This is a genomic window from Brevundimonas sp. SPF441 (assembly GCF_009661015.1).
GTDB lineage: Bacteria > Pseudomonadota > Alphaproteobacteria > Caulobacterales > Caulobacteraceae > Brevundimonas > Brevundimonas vesicularis.
Window position 1 is genome coordinate 22,438 of record NZ_WJWX01000009.1, and the last position, 15,647, is coordinate 38,084.

12 protein-coding genes are annotated in these 15,647 nt (G+C 66.7%); 9 read left to right on the plus strand and 3 right to left on the minus strand.

Annotated elements, in window-relative coordinates; translation table 11 throughout:
• The first annotated feature begins 30 nt into the window (after positions 1-30).
• The 4 genes from GGC30_RS07250 to GGC30_RS07265 all read left to right on the plus strand — a co-directional run bounded on the left by GGC30_RS07250 (position 31) and on the right by GGC30_RS07265 (position 5,906).
• Positions 31-1,353, plus strand: a complete 1,323-nt coding sequence (locus tag GGC30_RS07250; protein ID WP_153923272.1) for a UDP-glucose/GDP-mannose dehydrogenase family protein — start codon at positions 31-33, stop codon at positions 1,351-1,353.
• A complete protein-coding gene (locus tag GGC30_RS07255; protein ID WP_370451914.1) occupies positions 1,353-2,327 on the plus strand; it encodes an SDR family NAD(P)-dependent oxidoreductase in 975 nt (324 codons plus the stop codon). Before GGC30_RS07250 ends, GGC30_RS07255 begins: the two co-directional genes overlap by 1 nt.
• A 21-nt stretch (positions 2,328-2,348) precedes the next feature.
• Complete coding sequence (locus GGC30_RS07260) at positions 2,349-3,632, plus strand: outer membrane beta-barrel protein (protein WP_153923273.1); 1,284 nt, start codon at positions 2,349-2,351, stop codon at positions 3,630-3,632.
• 81 nt (positions 3,633-3,713) lie between these two features.
• A complete protein-coding gene (locus GGC30_RS07265) occupies positions 3,714-5,906 on the plus strand; it encodes a polysaccharide biosynthesis tyrosine autokinase (protein WP_153923274.1) in 2,193 nt (730 codons plus the stop codon).
• 22 nt (positions 5,907-5,928) lie between these two features.
• Here GGC30_RS07265 and GGC30_RS07270 read toward each other — a convergent pair whose 3' ends face one another.
• Complete coding sequence (locus GGC30_RS07270; RefSeq protein WP_153923275.1) at positions 5,929-6,744, minus strand: hypothetical protein; 816 nt, start codon at positions 6,742-6,744, stop codon at positions 5,929-5,931.
• An 89-nt stretch (positions 6,745-6,833) separates the two neighbouring features.
• Here GGC30_RS07270 and GGC30_RS07275 point away from each other — a divergent pair, with 89 nt between their 5' ends.
• Both GGC30_RS07275 and GGC30_RS07280 read left to right on the plus strand, forming a co-directional pair.
• Positions 6,834-8,243 carry an SLC13 family permease gene (locus GGC30_RS07275; RefSeq protein ID WP_153923276.1) on the plus strand — a complete coding sequence of 470 codons (1,410 nt, stop codon included), beginning with the start codon at positions 6,834-6,836 and terminating at the stop codon, positions 8,241-8,243.
• Between the two features lie 103 nt (positions 8,244-8,346).
• Positions 8,347-8,937, plus strand: a complete 591-nt coding sequence (locus GGC30_RS07280; protein ID WP_153923277.1) for a bifunctional 2-polyprenyl-6-hydroxyphenol methylase/3-demethylubiquinol 3-O-methyltransferase UbiG — start codon at positions 8,347-8,349, stop codon at positions 8,935-8,937.
• A gap of 3 nt (positions 8,938-8,940) precedes the next feature.
• Here the strand turns inward: GGC30_RS07280 and GGC30_RS07285 are convergent, their stop codons facing one another.
• Both GGC30_RS07285 and GGC30_RS07290 read right to left on the minus strand, forming a co-directional pair.
• A complete protein-coding gene (locus GGC30_RS07285; protein WP_153923278.1) occupies positions 8,941-10,092 on the minus strand; it encodes a glycosyltransferase family 4 protein in 1,152 nt (383 codons plus the stop codon).
• A 3-nt stretch (positions 10,093-10,095) separates the two neighbouring features.
• The gene (locus GGC30_RS07290; protein ID WP_228763653.1) at positions 10,096-11,061 is read right to left on the minus strand and encodes a hypothetical protein; all 966 of its coding nucleotides are present in this window, start codon (positions 11,059-11,061) and stop codon (positions 10,096-10,098) included.
• A gap of 197 nt (positions 11,062-11,258) precedes the next feature.
• On the opposite strand from GGC30_RS07290, the gene GGC30_RS07295 reads away from it, so the two are divergent.
• From GGC30_RS07295 to GGC30_RS07305, 3 genes are all read left to right on the plus strand, one after another.
• Positions 11,259-11,786 carry an RNA polymerase sigma factor gene (locus GGC30_RS07295; RefSeq protein WP_228763654.1) on the plus strand — a complete coding sequence of 176 codons (528 nt, stop codon included), beginning with the start codon at positions 11,259-11,261 and terminating at the stop codon, positions 11,784-11,786.
• Positions 11,787-11,895: 109 nt separating this feature from the next.
• Positions 11,896-12,852 (plus strand): FecR domain-containing protein, encoded by a 957-nt coding sequence (locus GGC30_RS07300; protein WP_153923280.1) that lies wholly within the window; start codon positions 11,896-11,898, stop codon positions 12,850-12,852.
• On the plus strand, positions 12,839-15,313 hold the full coding sequence (locus GGC30_RS07305; RefSeq protein WP_153923281.1) for a TonB-dependent receptor: 2,475 nt from the start codon (positions 12,839-12,841) through the stop codon (positions 15,311-15,313). Before GGC30_RS07300 ends, GGC30_RS07305 begins: the two co-directional genes overlap by 14 nt.
• Positions 15,314-15,647 lie beyond the last annotated feature (334 nt).

Below are 15,647 nucleotides of genomic sequence, written 5' to 3' on the forward strand. Positions count from 1 at the left end.
AGGTCGGCTCGCGGCTGATGAGGGATTTCGATGCGCGTAGCGATGATTGGGACGGGCTATGTGGGCCTGGTGTCCGGCGCCTGTTTCGCCGACTTCGGCCATGTCGTCACCTGCATCGACAAGGATCCCTCCAAGATCGAGCGGCTGGAGCGGGGCGAAATCCCGATCTATGAGCCGGGGCTGGATGATCTGGTCGCCGCCAATGTGCGCGAAGGTCGACTGTTCTTCACCCTGGACGGCGCCGAGGCCATTCGCCGGGCCGACGCCGTCTTCATCGCCGTGGGCACGCCGACGCGCCGGGGCGACGGCCATGCCGACCTGTCCTACGTCCACGCCGCCGCCGAGGAGATCGCTGGCCTGATCGAAGGCTTCACGGTCGTCGTCACCAAGTCGACAGTCCCGGTCGGCACGGGCGACGAGGTCGAGGCCATTATCCGCAAGACCAATCCGAACGCCGACTTCGCCGTCGTCTCCAACCCCGAGTTCCTGCGTGAAGGCGCCGCCATCGGCGACTTCAAACGTCCTGACCGCGTGGTCATCGGCATCGACGACATGACCGGCGACGCCGGCGGCCGCGCGCAGAAGGTCATGAGCGAACTCTATCGTCCGCTGAACCTGAATGAGAGCCCGCTGCTGTTCGTGGGCCGTCGCACGTCCGAGCTGATCAAATACGCCGCCAACGCCTTCCTGGCGATGAAGATCACCTTCATCAACGAGATGGCCGACCTGTGCGAAGCCGTCGGCGCCGACGTCCAGCAGGTCGCGCGCGGCATTGGTCTGGACAAACGGATCGGCTCGAAATTCCTGCACGCCGGACCGGGCTATGGCGGCTCGTGCTTCCCCAAGGACACTATCGCCCTGGTCCGCACCGCCCAGCAATACGGCGCTCCGACCAAGCTGATCGAGGCCACGGTCGAGGTCAACGACGCCCGCAAGAAGGCCATGGCCGACCGCGTCGCCGCGACCTTGGGCACGAGCGTTCAGGGCAAGACGATCGCTCTCCTGGGCCTGACGTTCAAGCCGAACACCGACGACATGCGTGACGCCCCGTCGCTGGACATCGCGCCTGCCCTGATCGCCGCCGGCGCGACCGTCCAGGCCTTCGATCCCGAAGGCATGCACGAGGCCGCCAAGCTGTTGCCCGACATCCAGATGAAGGACAGCGCCTATGACGCCGTCGTCGGCGCCGACGCCGTGGTCCTCGTCACCGAGTGGGACCAGTTCCGCGCCCTGGATCTGGACCGCATCAAGCTGCTGATGAAACAGCCGGTCCTGGTCGATCTGCGCAACATCTATCGACCCGAGGACATGAAGCATCGCGGCTTCCGCTACATGGGCATCGGGCGCGGCTGATGGGGTCGCCGATCCTCGTCACGGGTGCTGCCGGCTTCATCGGCATGCACGTCGCCGAGCGTCTGCTGGACCGGGGCGAACAGGTGATCGGCGTCGATGTCTTCAACGACTACTATGACCCGCGCCTGAAGGCCGCCCGCGCCGCCCGCCTGGAAGGGCGAGACGGCTTCAAGATGGTCCGCGCCGATATCGCCGACCACGCGCAGATGCGTGCGCTGGTCGCGGATGCCGGGGTCAAGCGGATCGTCCACCTCGCGGCTCAGGCCGGGGTGCGCTACTCGCTCGAAAACCCCTTCGCCTATGAGCGATCCAACCTGGCCGGCCATCTGTCGATCCTGGAGGCCGCACGCCACAATGAGGTGACGCACCTGGTCTATGCCTCGTCCAGTTCGGTCTATGGCGACCGGCCGCTGGAAGGTTCGGGCTTCCGAGAGGATGACCCGACCGTCCACCCGGTGTCGCTCTACGCCGCGACCAAACGCTCGTGCGAACTGATGAGCCAGAGCTACGCCAGGCTCTACGGCTTTCCGCAATCGGGCTTGCGGTTTTTCACCGTCTATGGCCCCTGGGGCCGGCCCGACATGGCCTATTTCAGCTTCACCCAGAAGATCGTGCGCGGCGAGCCGATCGAGGTCTATGGCGAAGGCAAGATGGCGCGCGACTTCACCTATATCGACGACATTGTCGATGGCGTGGTCGCCGTTCTGGATTGTCCCCCCGCGCGGGGCGTCCATGAGGTCTACAACATCGGCGACAGCCAGCCCGTCGGCCTGATGGAGATGATCTCCACGCTGGAAACCGCGCTGGGCGTCAGCGCGAACAAGATCATGCGGCCGATGCAGCCCGGCGACGTCACCGCCACCTATGCGGACATTTCAAAGCTGAACGCCCTGTGCGGTTATCAGCCCAAGGCCCCGCTGAAGGTCGGACTGGAAAAGTTCGTCGCCTGGTGGCGTCAATACGAGAACGGTTGACGCAAGAAGGCTGGGGGGCCGATGCGACGCGAAATCCTGTCGGCCGGCTTCGTCCTGATGCTGTTCGGCGCAACCGACGCCACGGCCCAGGCTTTGCGTCCGGCTCAGGACGCGCAAATCGACCCCTTCGTTCGCAACCGTGCGGTCGCCGTGCGTGATCGGCCGCAGCCCGCCTATGACCCGCTCGGCATCCGGGCCGGCGGCTTCACGGCCTTTCCCCGGCTTCAGTCGGGCGTCATCCATGACGACAACATCTTTGCAGCCGAAGACGACCGTCAGCCTGCAACGACCTTGCGTCTGACGCCTGAAGTCGTCGCCCGATCCAACTGGTCGCGGCACGCGTTTGAAACCCGCGCCCGCGCCGAGATCGACCTCAACCTCGACTACGACAGCGAGAGCACGACCGACTGGAGCCTGGACGCCGCCGGCCGTCTCGACATCCTTCGAGGCGTCGACATCACCCTGGCCGCTGACTACGCCCACGATCACGAGGCCCGCACGGCCGCCGGGGCCGGCCCCGTCGCTCGACGCCCGATCGCCTTCGACCTGGCCTCCGCCTCGCTGGCGGCGACGCGCACGCGGGGTCGATTGCGCCTCTCGGCCGACGCAGCAGTCCTTCGCTACGACTACCGCGATGGACTGAGCGCTGCCGGCGCCGTCATCGAACAGGACGACCGGGATCGCACCGCCGCCCGCCTGACCAGCCGCGCCGACTACGCCCTTTCCCCCGCGACGGCCCTGTTCTTTCAGGTCGCCCGCGATGACCGCAACTATCGCAAGGTGGCAGGGTCGCCGGAACGATCCTCTTCCGGTCACGAAGCCTTGGCTGGCGTGGACTTCGAGCTGGGCGCGCTGATCCGGGGCGAGGTCGCCGCCGGATACATCCGCCAGGACTTCCAAGACGCAGCCTATGGCGATCTCGACGGCTTCGGCGGTCGTGCGCGCCTGTCGTGGTTCCCCACCCAACTGACGACTCTGACCGCCACCGCGGCGCGCAGCGTCGCGGACACCGGCGTGATCGACTCGGCCGGCGCCCTGCGCACCGACCTGTCGATCAGCGTGGACCACGAACTGCTGCGCAACCTGATCCTGACGGCGGAAACGGCGTGGAGCGAGGACGGCTACAACGGCCTCGACCGCACGGACACGCGCTTTACCGCCGGCTTCAGCGCCGTCTATCGTCTCAACCGTCGCTACGGTCTGACCGCCGGCGTGACCTTTCTCGATCAATCCTCGTCCGGCGCGGCGGCAGGACCGAGCTATCGCTCGACGCGCCTTTCCGTCGCTGTCGTCTCGCAGTTCTGAACACACGGCCACAGCGCGAAGATTGACAACCTGAAGGCATCATCGCACCACTGGACGGGACGATCACCGTTCGATGGCGCGATGACCCACCACGACCCCGCGATCGGCGGTCCCGGCCAGCCTGCGGACGACGCCATCGACCTCCATGCCTTGATCGCCGCCTTCCGGCGTCGTCTCGGCCTGTTTATCGCTGTCGCAGCAGCCGTCTGCCTGATCGTGCTGGCGCTGATGCTGGGCCAGCCGCCCGTCTATACTGCGACCGCCAGCCTCCAGATCAACACCCGCAAGGAACAGGTCGTGGCGGGACAGGCCGTGCTGTCGGCGCTCGACGCCGAGGCGGCCGTCGTCGACACCGAGGTCGAAGTTCTGAAGTCACCCCAGCTTGCCGCCCAAGTCGTGCTGACGCTGGATCTAATTCGCGATCCTGAGTTCAACGCTCGCCTGCGATCCTCGCCCCTCACCAAACCTCTGCCGCGCACTACGCCTGCGCCGACCGATGCTCAGATCGAGCGCCAACAGGTGATCGACGCCGTCCGACGGCGCCTGACCGTGCGCCGTGTGGGCCTGACCTATTCGATGGCGATCAGCTTCACCTCCGAAGACCCAACCAAGACGGCCCGCATCGCCAACGCCTTCGCCGACGCCTATCTCCAGTCTCAACTCACGGCCAAGTTTGACGCCAACGCCCAGGCCAACACCTTCCTGGGCGCTCGGCTGGGAGATCTGCGCCGCCAGGTCGAGGCCGCCGACGCCGCCGTCTCGGCCTACCGGATCGACAACGGCCTGCTCAGCGCCCAGGGCGCCACCCTGACCGAGCAGGAGATCTCAGCCTACAACCAGCAACTCGCCCTGGCCCGCGCACAGCAGGCCGAACAGGACGCCCGCCTGCGCACCGCCCGCTCTCAGATGGCGGCCGGCTCCAACGGCGACGATGTGGGCGAGGCCCTCTCCTCTCCCGTGGTTCAGAACCTGCGCGCCCAGCGCGCGGCGATCAGCACGCGCGTCGCGGACCTTTCTGTCCGCTACGGCCCTTTGCACCCCGACATGATCCGCGCCCGTCAGGAGCTGGCCGACATCGACGCGCAGATCCAGGCCGAGATCCGCCGTGTCGTCTCGAACCTGGACGCCCAGGCCCAGGTCGCCCGCCAACGCGCCGCCTCGGTCCAGTCCAGCCTGGACGCTGCGCGCGGCGCCTTGGCCGACAACAACGCCGCCTCGGTGCGTCTGCGCGAACTGGAAGGTGAGGCCGAGGCCGCCCGCGCCATCTACCGCGCCTTCCTGGATCGTTATCGCGAGACCAGCGCCCAGACCGGCGTCGAGCAGGCGGACGCCCGCATCGTCTCGCGCGCCACGCCTCCGACCGCACAAAGCGCGCCGAACCTGATGATCAGCCTGGCGCTCGGCCTGATGCTCGGCGCGGCGGCGGGAATCGGCGCCGTCATTATCGCCAACGCCATGCAGACCGGCCTCAGCGGCCCCGATGACATCGAGCGCAGGCTGGGCGTCGGCGCCGTCGGCGCCATTCCGCTGGCCTCCTCCGTGGCGACGGCTGAGGATCAGACGCTGCATCCGATCGACCTCGTCGTCCAACGCCCGCTGTCGGTCTTCGTCGAGGCCTTCCGGACGCTGCGCACCTCGATCGTCCCGGTCGTCAGCGTCGTGGGCGAGCCGTCCGCGCGCATCGTCGCCGTCACCTCCGCCTTGCCCGGCGAGGGCAAGACCACCACAGCCGTCTGTCTGGCCCGCGTCGTCGCGCGGTCCGGCGGACGGGTTCTCCTGATCGATGGCGATCCGCGCCGGCGCGGCGTGACGCGGATGCTGGGCCTGAACCCCGAGCACGGCTTGGCCGAGGTCCTGCATGGCGCGGCGGCTTGGCGAAACGCGCTGTTGCTGGACCCGGCCTCCGGCGCACAGGTTCTGCCCCTTTCGGGATCTGGCCTGTCGGCCGACGACCTGTTCGGCGCCCCGCCGATGAACGCCCTGCTCGACGAACTGCGTCAGGCCTTCGACCTGATCGTCATCGACACCGCGCCGGTCCTGGTCCTCGCCGACGCCCGTATCCTGGCGGCGAAAGCCGACAGCGTCGTCCTGCTTGCCCGCTGGCGAAAGACCCCCGCACGCGCCGTCGCCGCCGCGATCCGCATCCTCAGCCAATCCGGCGTTCGCCTTTCCGGCGTCACCCTCAGTCAGGTCGATGTCCGGGCGCTGGCCGGTCAGCACTACGGCCATCACGACTACGACTATCGAGCCTATCGCAAATACTACGCCGCCTGATGCGAACGGGGCGTCAGCGCCCTCAGCCTTCTCGCCATTCGCTCAAGGTCTTGCCCTCGGCGTCCTCGAAGGCGACGCGGTCAAGTTGAACGGCGCCGATGCAGACCGGCCTTTGATCCGCATCCACGGCGCGGCAGCGAATGGCGCGACCGTCCGCGAAAGCGGTCATTCGTCCCTCAAGCACCAGGCGATAGCCTTGCGCGGACGGCATCAAAGGCTGGTCGCCTTCGGCGCGCAGCGTCGCCTCGTAGGCCCGGCCGTTGCGCCGGACGGTCCTAGACCCGCCTTCTTTGAAAACAGCCGCCAAGCCCATGGTCTGGGCCGCCGACGGGGCTTCAGGCGAGGCGCCCCCCCGCACCGCCGGACAGGTGTCGACGCGCAGCCAGGGGCGAGCCAACCAGAAGCCTTCGGCCGCTTCCCAAATTTCAGCGTCACCCGCAATCAACGCCGATTGGGACCAGTCGCCGGGCGTCAACGTCAGTTTCGCGCTCTCGCGGTCCTCGCTCCATGTCACTGTCGCCAAACCGGCTTGCGACGGTCTATTCACGGCGGGACCACCACAGCCGAAGGCCTGGCGCACGACGAAGCGTCGACCGGCCAGCGACGCGCCTGCGACCTCCTGACCGGCGGCGAATGCAGAGGCGGCGATGTCCATGGCCTGAAGCAGGCTTGCGCGGTCTAGGATTGGCGCGGGCGCCACGGTCACGACCGGGGTCTGCGCCGGCTCCGCAACAGGCGCGCTTGCGGCGGTCGGCTCACGCTGGCAGGCGCTTAGAAAAACGAGGGACGCCGCAAGCGCGACGACCGATGGACGAGGCGGCACAATCGGTTCGAGCATGGAACCACCCTAGCACGTGAACCGCTGACAGGGAGCCGATCTCACGAAATTGGTTGACGCGAGAGACGGGGGACGGTCTGCACGGCATCATGACTTTCGATCAGATCGCGGCGCTCGCCGTTCTTGTCGGCGTTGTCGGCGTCCTTATTCATGGCAAGGTCCGAGCCGACGTCGTCGCCCTGACCGGTGCGGCGGTGCTGCTGTTGCTGGGTGTCGTTCGGCCCGTCGAGGTCCAAGGCGCCTTCGCCAGCCCCGCTGTCATCGCCCTGGCCGGTCTTTTCGTCATCGCCTACGCCATCGAGCTGTCGGGCCTGCTTGGCTGGTTGATCCGCCAGGCGACGCAACTCGCCTCGAGGATAGGCGCTAGGGGCATCTGGATCGTCATCGGCCTTTGTGGATCGGTCGGCGGCTTCTTGAACAATACTCCGGTCGTGGTGCTGGCTGCGCCGGTGATCCGCGACGTGGCCCAGTCGCTTCGGCTGTCGACCAAACGTTTCCTGATGCCATTGAGCCATGTCACCGTCATGGGCGGGCTGCTGACCCTGATCGGCACCTCGACCAACCTCCTGGTCAACGACATGGCGCGCAACGCGGGACAGCCCGTCTTCGGCCTGTTCGAGATCACCCCCGTGGGCTTGGCGATCGCCGTCGTCGGCGGCCTGTGGCTGTATTTCGTCGGCGCGCGCCAGCTCGGTCGGTCCGTCGCCATGGATGAGGCGGAAGCCGCGCGACTGGCGGAGATGGAGGAGGCGCGGCAGCGCGCCGAGGCCGAAGCGATTTCAAAACGCCGGCGACGCCTACCCTTTGGCCTTCCCCGTCTTGGCGGATCCCGCAACCAGGCCGACGGCTCCGGCGACGCGCACCTGGGCGACGTGGATTTGTATGGGGCGGCGGACCGGCCGTTCCGACTTCGCCCGGCGATGATCGCCTTGGGAATCTTTGTCTTGGTGATCATCTCGGCTGCGCTCGGCTGGGCGCCCATCGCCGCCTCGGCCTTCGCCGGAGCCGTCGCCTTGATCCTGCTTCGGGTCATTACGCCCGAAGAAGCCTACGCCGGACTGAGGCCCGAAATCCTGCTGCTGATCGCGGGAATGGTGGTTGTTGGCACGGCGATCGAGGTGACAGGTCTGGCCTCCGCCGGCGCCGACCGTCTGATCGGGTTCATCCGTCCGCTGGGCCCGCTCGGTGCGTTGATCGTGCTGTACGGCGTGACCCTGTTCGCCACCGAACTGCTGTCCAATGCGACCGTCGCCGTTCTGATCACTCCTATCGCCGTCGCCTTGGCCGAAAGCCTGGGCGTCGATCCCCGCCCCTTCCTGGTCTGCGTCATGATGGCCGCCTCGGCGGCCTTCGCCACGCCCTTCGGCTATCAGACCAATGTGCTGGTCTTCAACATGGGCGGCTACAGCTACATGGACTTCGTGCGCGTAGGTTTGCCGCTGAACCTGATCACCTGGATCGCGGCCATGGTGGCCGTCCCGATCTTCTTCCCGTTCTGAGCACCTGCCCGGTACCCGACAGAACCGCAAAACGCCCACGCGATGGTTGGCAGTCGATCCGCTGCTCGCTACCAACCCTATGGGGCAAGGCGAGGGGAAGTGCATGGGTGTTGGAACGGTTTTAAGGACGCTGGTCTTCGGCAAGGACGCCGATCGCAAACGAAGTTCCGCCAAGGCGGCGCGCATTCGCGTCCTCCCGGATCGGCGCGTGATGGCCGAAAGCTACATCCCGGCCCTGTCCGCTGAGGGCGGCCGCATACTGTGGGTTGGATGTCGCGAATATACGCTGGATGATTACGCTGCTCTGGAAGCCGGCGGAGGAGAAGTCTGGACGACCGATATTGACGCCGCAGCCGAGCGCTGGGGCCGAAGCGGTCGGCATCGCACCGGCGACGTGTGTGAGGCGGACGGGATTTTCTCCGACCTGATCTTCGACGCTGTCGTCTGCAACGGCGTGCTGGGCTATGGCGTCGACAGTTCCGAGCAACAGCAAAGGGCGCTGAAGGCGTTGGCCGCCATCCTTCGACCCGGGGGACGGCTGCTGCTCGGCTGGAACACAGACAAGATCAGCGACCCTGTCGCGGCCGGCTTTACCGACGCGCACTTCGATCCAACGCCGCTGGGCGATCAACCGTCACGTGTCCGGTTCGACGCCGTGACCCACGTCTACGACAGCCTTGTCCGGAGAGGCTGAAGCCTAGCCCTGAAGCCGGGTCAGCGACGCCGCCGGCCCGAACAGAGGACGCCGGCGCAGCGTCGGCTTCGGCGTGACGAACGCCTTGTCGACCAAGGCCTCGCGCAAGGCGTCCAGCTCGGCGGCGCGCGCGGCCGGCGAATGCACCCGCTCGACATAGGCCTGCCCGCCACGCGCCAGGGCCAGACGTTCATCGGGGTTTTCTACCAGACGCATCATGGCGCTTGTCAGCGACCCGGTCTCTTCAACGTCGACATACAGCGCATATTCGCCGCTGGCTTCGCGCAAGCCGCCGCGTCCCGACGAGATCAGCGCCGCGCCCGCCGCATGGGCCTCCAGCGCGGCCAGTCCCAGGGCCTCGCGCACGCGCGACGGCGTGACCGCGATGGCGGCGCGCTGCGTCATCGCTCGCACCGCGTCCAGCGACGCTGATTTGTGGATTTCGACCCGGTCGCCAAACCGTTCCAGCATCTGCACCTGCGGCGCGGCCCAGTCCTGATGCTTGTCCCAGTCGCCCAGCATCAGTGCGCCGCGCCAGTCGGGATGACGATCCAACGTCTCGGCCAGGGCTGCGCAGAACAGGTCCAGCCCTTTGTCCCTCATCGCCCGCCCCGAAAACAGGATCAGGTTCTCGCGCTGCTCGGGCGATGCACGCCAGGCGTCGCTTTCGATCGGATTGCAAACCGACGAGACGCGCCCGGCCAGACGCGGATAATCCGTTGCGAACTCTTCACCCGCCGCCCGGCTGACGAACACCAGCCGGTCGAACCGCGCAAGGCGACGGCCATAGCGCAAGCGTTCGATCAGGTTGCGCGACGGCTTGATCCGCGTGTGGCGATATAGAACGTGGATCGCATGCGGCAACTGCCGCGCCAACTCCGACGCCGCCTTCAGCTGCTGATGGTATTCCACAATGTCGGGCGACAGCTTCTTCAGAACGTCCACCACCGCCGCATTTCGCGCCTTGCGGCCCAGTCCGGCAGGCACCGTCACCATCTGCACGCCCGCCGGCGTCGGCCCGCCGGCATCGGCGATCAGCGTCACCAGCCGGTTCAAACGGCTGTGCGCCGACAGCGTGCGCACCACCGTCTCCATTGAGTTGCTCTTGTCCGGACAGAAGGTGCAGCCTCGCGGCAGAACGACGGCGATACGCATGGTCTAGCCTTCCTTCCGAACGGAAGCGGTCTGGAAAATCTTTGGATGGACGGCGGCGCCGGTGGCGCGGCGACCGCGCGGCCCGTTCAGGCCCAGCAGGCGACGCGCCTTGAAGCCGGCCTTCAGCCATGGCTCCGCCGACGACTGGCGGATGCCCTTCACGTCGATGAAGGTGATGTCGTCGTGACCCGAGAGGGTGTGCAAGCCGTCGCCGTATCCGTCCAGCAGATGGCCCGGCTCGAACCGTTTCACGACCACCGCCGAAAACGCGTCTGGCGACAACACATCGATCCGCAGGAGATTGATGGCCGCCCCATAGGTCGCTGCGCAGTCCTGAACCGGCAGATGAAGCGCGCCGTCGTGAACGAACGCCGACCCGCCCGGCCGCGAGGTCTGAAAACCGCTCAGCACCGGATTACCGGCATGCGCCGTCCACGGCCCCGTCAGGCTGTCGGCCCAGGCGATGTGCAGTTCGCGCATCGCCCGGTCGTCCGGTCCGGGCAGCGCATGGAACATCCACCACCGGCCGTCGTGCTTCACCACCGTGGCGTCAACGGCCGCCGCCTCGCCGATGCGGGCCACCGCCTCCCACTGATCCGGGAAACGGACACAGCGATAGAGGATCAGCGCGCCGCTCTTGTAGCCTTCGGGCAGCATGTAGAGTTCGCCGCCGTCCTCAATCAGGGTCGGATAGGACAGGTGCCAGGGCTCGGACAGGGCCACGCCCTGCCCCACTAGCCGGTCGTCGGCGTCGAATTGACGATAGTGAATCTCGCCCCGACGCACATGATAGTCGAACGCCTCGACGAAGACGGTCAGCACCCCGTCGCGCGTGATCCCGAACGGGTCGGCGACATAGGCATGAGGTCCGCAGTCCGGCAGCCAGACGACTTCGTCCGCGCGCGGCTCGTGGTCAATGAAGCTGCTTAAGGGACGGCGGATGAAGCCCGAGCGCCAGAGATCGAACACAACGACGCCCTAGCCGACCGAAAGAACCGGGGCCGTCGTGCCGTCATGTCCTGCAAACGCGCGCATCTGGGTCCTGCTCGTCGCCGCAACACGGCGCCTTCATGACAAAGACGCCGCCGACCAACCCTTGCCTCATGAAAATCGTCACGGCATTGAAGGTCTTGGCCTGTTTGGCTGCACCAGAGGACTTCGCCCGTTTGACCGCGCCTTCCGCGCATCTCCTGATCGCCGCCTATCTTGAGCAGCGCGAGAATCTGGCCCGGTTCTGCCGCGCGCGGCTAGGCGGCGCGTCTGGCGATGTCGATGATGTGCTGCAGGACATCTATCTGAAGGTCTCGACGCTCGACCCCGACCCGCCGCCGGACAATCCACGCGCCTTTCTTTTTCGCCTGACTTCCAACCTGCTGATGGATCGCTGGCGGTCAGGGCAACGGTCGGCGAACCGCGACGCCCAGTGGCGTCAGCTGAATCACGAGACGGGCGCCGCCGAAGACCTGGACGCGGCCCCTTCGGCAGAGGCGGTCGTGGCCGGGCGCGAGAAGCTGGCGCGCCTTCTCGCCGCCTTGGATACCCTGCCCGCCAAAACCCAGACCGTCTTTCGCCTGCACAAGTTCGATGGGGTCAGCTATGCCGACGTCGCCGTCCAAATGGGCATTTCGCGCAGTTCGGTCGAGAAGCACATGATGGACGCGCTGCGCGTTCTTTCCCGCAAGGTTCAACCGTGATGCCGGTTCTTTTCACGCCCTGGGGGAATTTGTCTGAAGGTGAAAGCTTGGCGGCGCCGTCTTGTTATCAGGAGGCGCGTTGCACGGCGTTCCTCCAGGCTGGGATCGGATGACCGCACAAACCAACATCGAGGAAAAGGCGCTGCACTGGTTCGTCGTCCTGCGTGACGACGAGGCGCCCGAATCCGCCTGGCTGGAATTCCAAGACTGGCTGGAGGCGTCGCCGACCCACGCCGCCGCCTATGACGCCGTCGAGCGCCTGTGGGTCGATCTGGATGACCATGCCGCCTCCGCACCGACAGAGGCCCCGGTCATCGACCTCGCCGCCGCGCGTGCACGCCGCGCCAAGACGCGTTCGCCCTGGCTGGGCGCCGCGATCGGCATCGCCGCCAGCGTGACTCTGGCTGTCGGCTTGTTCATGTGGCTGACGCCGGGCTCGCAGGTCTACGCCACCACCGACGCGCCCCTGACGGTTGCGCTCGAGGATGGTTCGCACGTCTATCTGAACCGCCATTCCGCCATGGACGTCAGGTTCGACGGCGACAAACGTTCGGTGTCGCTGACCGAGGGCGAGGCCGCTTTCGACATCGCCCACGACCCGGCCCATCCTTTCATCGTCGCCGCGGGCGATCATCAGGTCGAGGTTTTGGGGACCGCATTCAATGTCCTGAACCATGGCGACCGTTTTGCCGTCGCCGTCGAACGGGGCGTCGTCGCCGTAACACCCGTCAACGCACCCAAGGTCCGACTGGTCGCCGGTCAGGCGCTGGCGCAGAGCGGCGCGCAGACCCCTGCCCTGTCGCAAGTGTCTCCGGACCAGACTTCGCCTTGGCGACAAGGCGTTCTCGTCTATCGCAACCGCCCGATGACCGATGTCGCGGACGATCTTTCGCGTTATCTCGACAAGCCGGTCGTGCTATCGACATCAGCTCGGGCGCTGCGGTTCACCGGCGCCCTTCGCATTGGCGACGAGGCCGTGATGTTGAAGCAGTTGCAGGATTTCGCCCCCGTCCGCGTGGACGCCTCGACGCGCGAAGTCCGCGTCAACGCCCGTGAGGCCGGTTAAGGGCGGGCGGCCCCAACGCCTCGCCCTGTCCAAGCCACACGCCGCCGCCCTTCTTCCCAGTCTCTTTCTCTTCGCTACGACGGCCCTGAGCACGCCGGCGCAGGCGGATGCGCGCCTGCTCGACATCTACATCCCGCGCCAGTCCGTAGACGACGCCCTTCTCGACCTGGCGCTTCAGGCCCGCGTTTCGCTGGGCGGCAGTTTGACATCGTGCGCCGGCGTCAGCCCCGCGATCAGCGGGCGGATGTCGCTGGACGCGGCCCTTACACGATTGCTGGCGGGCAGCGGATGTCGCCACGCCATTCGCCAAGACGGCGCTGTGATCATCAGCAGGCAAATGAGCGCAGCGCCCGCTCCCGCTCGACCGATCACCCCACGCCCCGCCGCCGCTGTGACGCCGCCAGAAGACGTGGCTCAAGTCAGCGAGGTCGTCGTGACCGCCCCCCGCCGACCCGAACTGATCCAGTCCTCGTCGTCGGCAATGACGGCGGTCGGCGCCGACCGCATTACTCGCGCTGGGGTTACAGGCATGCAGGGCCTGGACAGCCTCGTCTCCGGCATGACGGTGACCAATCTCGGCCCCGGCCGGAACAAGATCCTGCTGCGCGGCATATCGGACGGCGTCTTCACCGGTCTGACCCAATCGACCGTCGGCCTGTACCTCGACCTGACGCCGGTGACATACGCCGCCCCGGACCCGGATCTGAACCTGATCGACATCGACCGGGTGGAGGTGCTGCGCGGACCGCAAGGCACGCTGTACGGTACCGGCCCCATCGGCGGCGTCGTGCGCATCGTCACGCGAGCTCCGGCGATGGGCGAAGAATCCCTGTCGCTCTCTGCGACCCGGTCGCGCACTGACGGCGGCGGCTGGAACTCAGACTATGGCCTGGTCGCGAACCTGCCGATCGCCGGCGACCGCGCCGCGATCCGCGCTGCCCTCTATGGCGAGACCTACAGCGGCTATATCAACGACGTCGAATTGAACCTGAGGCGGGTCAATGACGGCACGCGACGCGGCGGCCGGCTGTCTGCCGCGCTGGAGATTTCGCCCGGCTGGACGGCGCGTGCCGGCGTCGTTCACCAGTCCATCGTCACCGAGGACACCCACTACGTCTATCGCGGCCTCGGCCCGCTGAGGCGCGCCAATCTGGTTCGCGAACCGCACCAGAACCGGTTCGACCAAGGCTCGGCCTCCATCGAGGGGCGCGGCGCCTGGGGCCGGCTGAACGCCTCGGTCTCGGTCGTCGAGCATGGTTTCAAGAGCCGCTACGACGCCTCCAGCGCCCTTCGTCGCTTCGGATCGGGCTGGCGCATCGGCGCGCTGGACGAAGGCAAGGATATCCACCTGGTCGTCGGCGAGGCCAACTTCGCCTCTCCCGATATCGGTCGCTGGCGCTGGCTGGCCGGCGGTCTGGTGTCGTCCAACACCACACGCACCAATCCCGTCCTATCCGCCCTGACGCCCGAGCCTCGCGCCATCTATTCCGAGGCGCGGCGCGACCGGCTGAACGAGGCCGCCGTTTACGGCGAAGCGTCGCTGGATCTGCCCTACGACCTGACCTTGACCGCCGGGGCCCGCTACTACGCCCTTGAATACGACACCACCTCCCTGGTTCGACAGTTCAGCCGCTCGCGATCCTTCGACGGGCGAGGTGAATCCGCCGGCTTCACGCCCAAGATCGCACTCGCTTGGCAGCCCAGCGATCGCCTCAATCTGTCCGCCCTAGTCAGCCAGGGCCACCGAACAGGAGGCTTCAACACCGCGGGGGTCATCGGTCAGGACTTCAGCGGCCTGTCCGATTCACCGGCGCGCCAATACCAGCCGGATAGTCTGTGGAACGCCGAGTTGGGGGCCAAGTACCGATCGGCGGACGGTCGCACCCGCCTCCGCGCCGCCGTCTACGCCGCACGCTGGCGCAATGTGCAGAGCGACCAGTTTTTGCCCAGCGGCCTGGCCTATGTCGTCAACGTCGGCGACGGCGCCGACAAGGGCTTCGAGGTCGAGGCCAACTGGCGTCCCTCTGAGACGCTTGAGCTTTTCGCCAACGGGCTCGTCGCCGACCCACGCATCACCTCGCCCAGCGCGCGGTTTGATTCCCGTCGTGACGCGAGCTTGCCCGGGGTGCCCCGGGCTTCTGCGAATGTCGGCTTCAGCTGGCGTCGTCCGCTTGGCGAGCGTCTTGAACTTTTGGCCGACGGCGGCCTGTCCTACGTCGGCGCGTCGCGCCTGACGTTCGACGGACGCCAGCAATATCGAATGGGCGATTACGGTACGGGCAGGCTGGCCTTGGGCGTCGAGGCGTCGGCGTGGACGGCGACCGTCTTCGTGGACAATCTGTTCGACACCGAAGCCAACACCTTCGCCTACAGTGACCCCTTCCGCCTTCCCGACGCCCAGGCCATCACCCCTTTGCGTCCTCGCACGATCGGCCTGACGCTGAAATGGACGGCGCATTAACCACGGCGCTTGCAACACCATTTTATAGGGGGTGCGGCTTCCGCCAACGGCGCGCCTGTTGGTGCAGCCGCTTCATTCGACATGGATGCGACCGCAATTATCCCGTATCTTTTCCAGCGACATCCAAGACGCGAATGAAAGCGGCGTGGCCCCACAAGTTCATAGGGCCACCACCAAAGCAAACCGCTAGGAACTTGATGCGTCGGCATCATGCTTATTTCAGGTTGATTGCTCCGCGTGAGAACCCAAACACCGCGTCCGCGTCATCAAGACTTCGCCAAAGCGACTCCCAACAGTGCCCCGAACGTCATCGGCCCGCCCTAGTGGGCGGTCG

Excerpts from the sequence above, each read along its gene's own strand:
- GGC30_RS07250 (WP_153923272.1), top strand. The coding sequence starts at position 31 with ATGCGCGTAGCGATGATTGGGACGGGCTATGTGGGCCTGGTGTCCGGC.
- GGC30_RS07255 (WP_370451914.1), top strand. The coding sequence starts at position 1,353 with ATGGGGTCGCCGATCCTCGTCACGGGTGCTGCCGGCTTCATCGGCATG.
- GGC30_RS07260 (WP_153923273.1), top strand. The coding sequence starts at position 2,349 with ATGCGACGCGAAATCCTGTCGGCCGGCTTCGTCCTGATGCTGTTCGGC.
- GGC30_RS07265 (WP_153923274.1), top strand. The coding sequence starts at position 3,714 with ATGACCCACCACGACCCCGCGATCGGCGGTCCCGGCCAGCCTGCGGAC.
- GGC30_RS07270 (WP_153923275.1), bottom strand. The coding sequence starts at position 6,744 with ATGCTCGAACCGATTGTGCCGCCTCGTCCATCGGTCGTCGCGCTTGCG.
- GGC30_RS07275 (WP_153923276.1), top strand. The coding sequence starts at position 6,834 with ATGACTTTCGATCAGATCGCGGCGCTCGCCGTTCTTGTCGGCGTTGTC.
- GGC30_RS07280 (WP_153923277.1), top strand. The coding sequence starts at position 8,347 with ATGGGTGTTGGAACGGTTTTAAGGACGCTGGTCTTCGGCAAGGACGCC.
- GGC30_RS07285 (WP_153923278.1), bottom strand. The coding sequence starts at position 10,092 with ATGCGTATCGCCGTCGTTCTGCCGCGAGGCTGCACCTTCTGTCCGGAC.
- GGC30_RS07300 (WP_153923280.1), top strand. The coding sequence starts at position 11,896 with ATGACCGCACAAACCAACATCGAGGAAAAGGCGCTGCACTGGTTCGTC.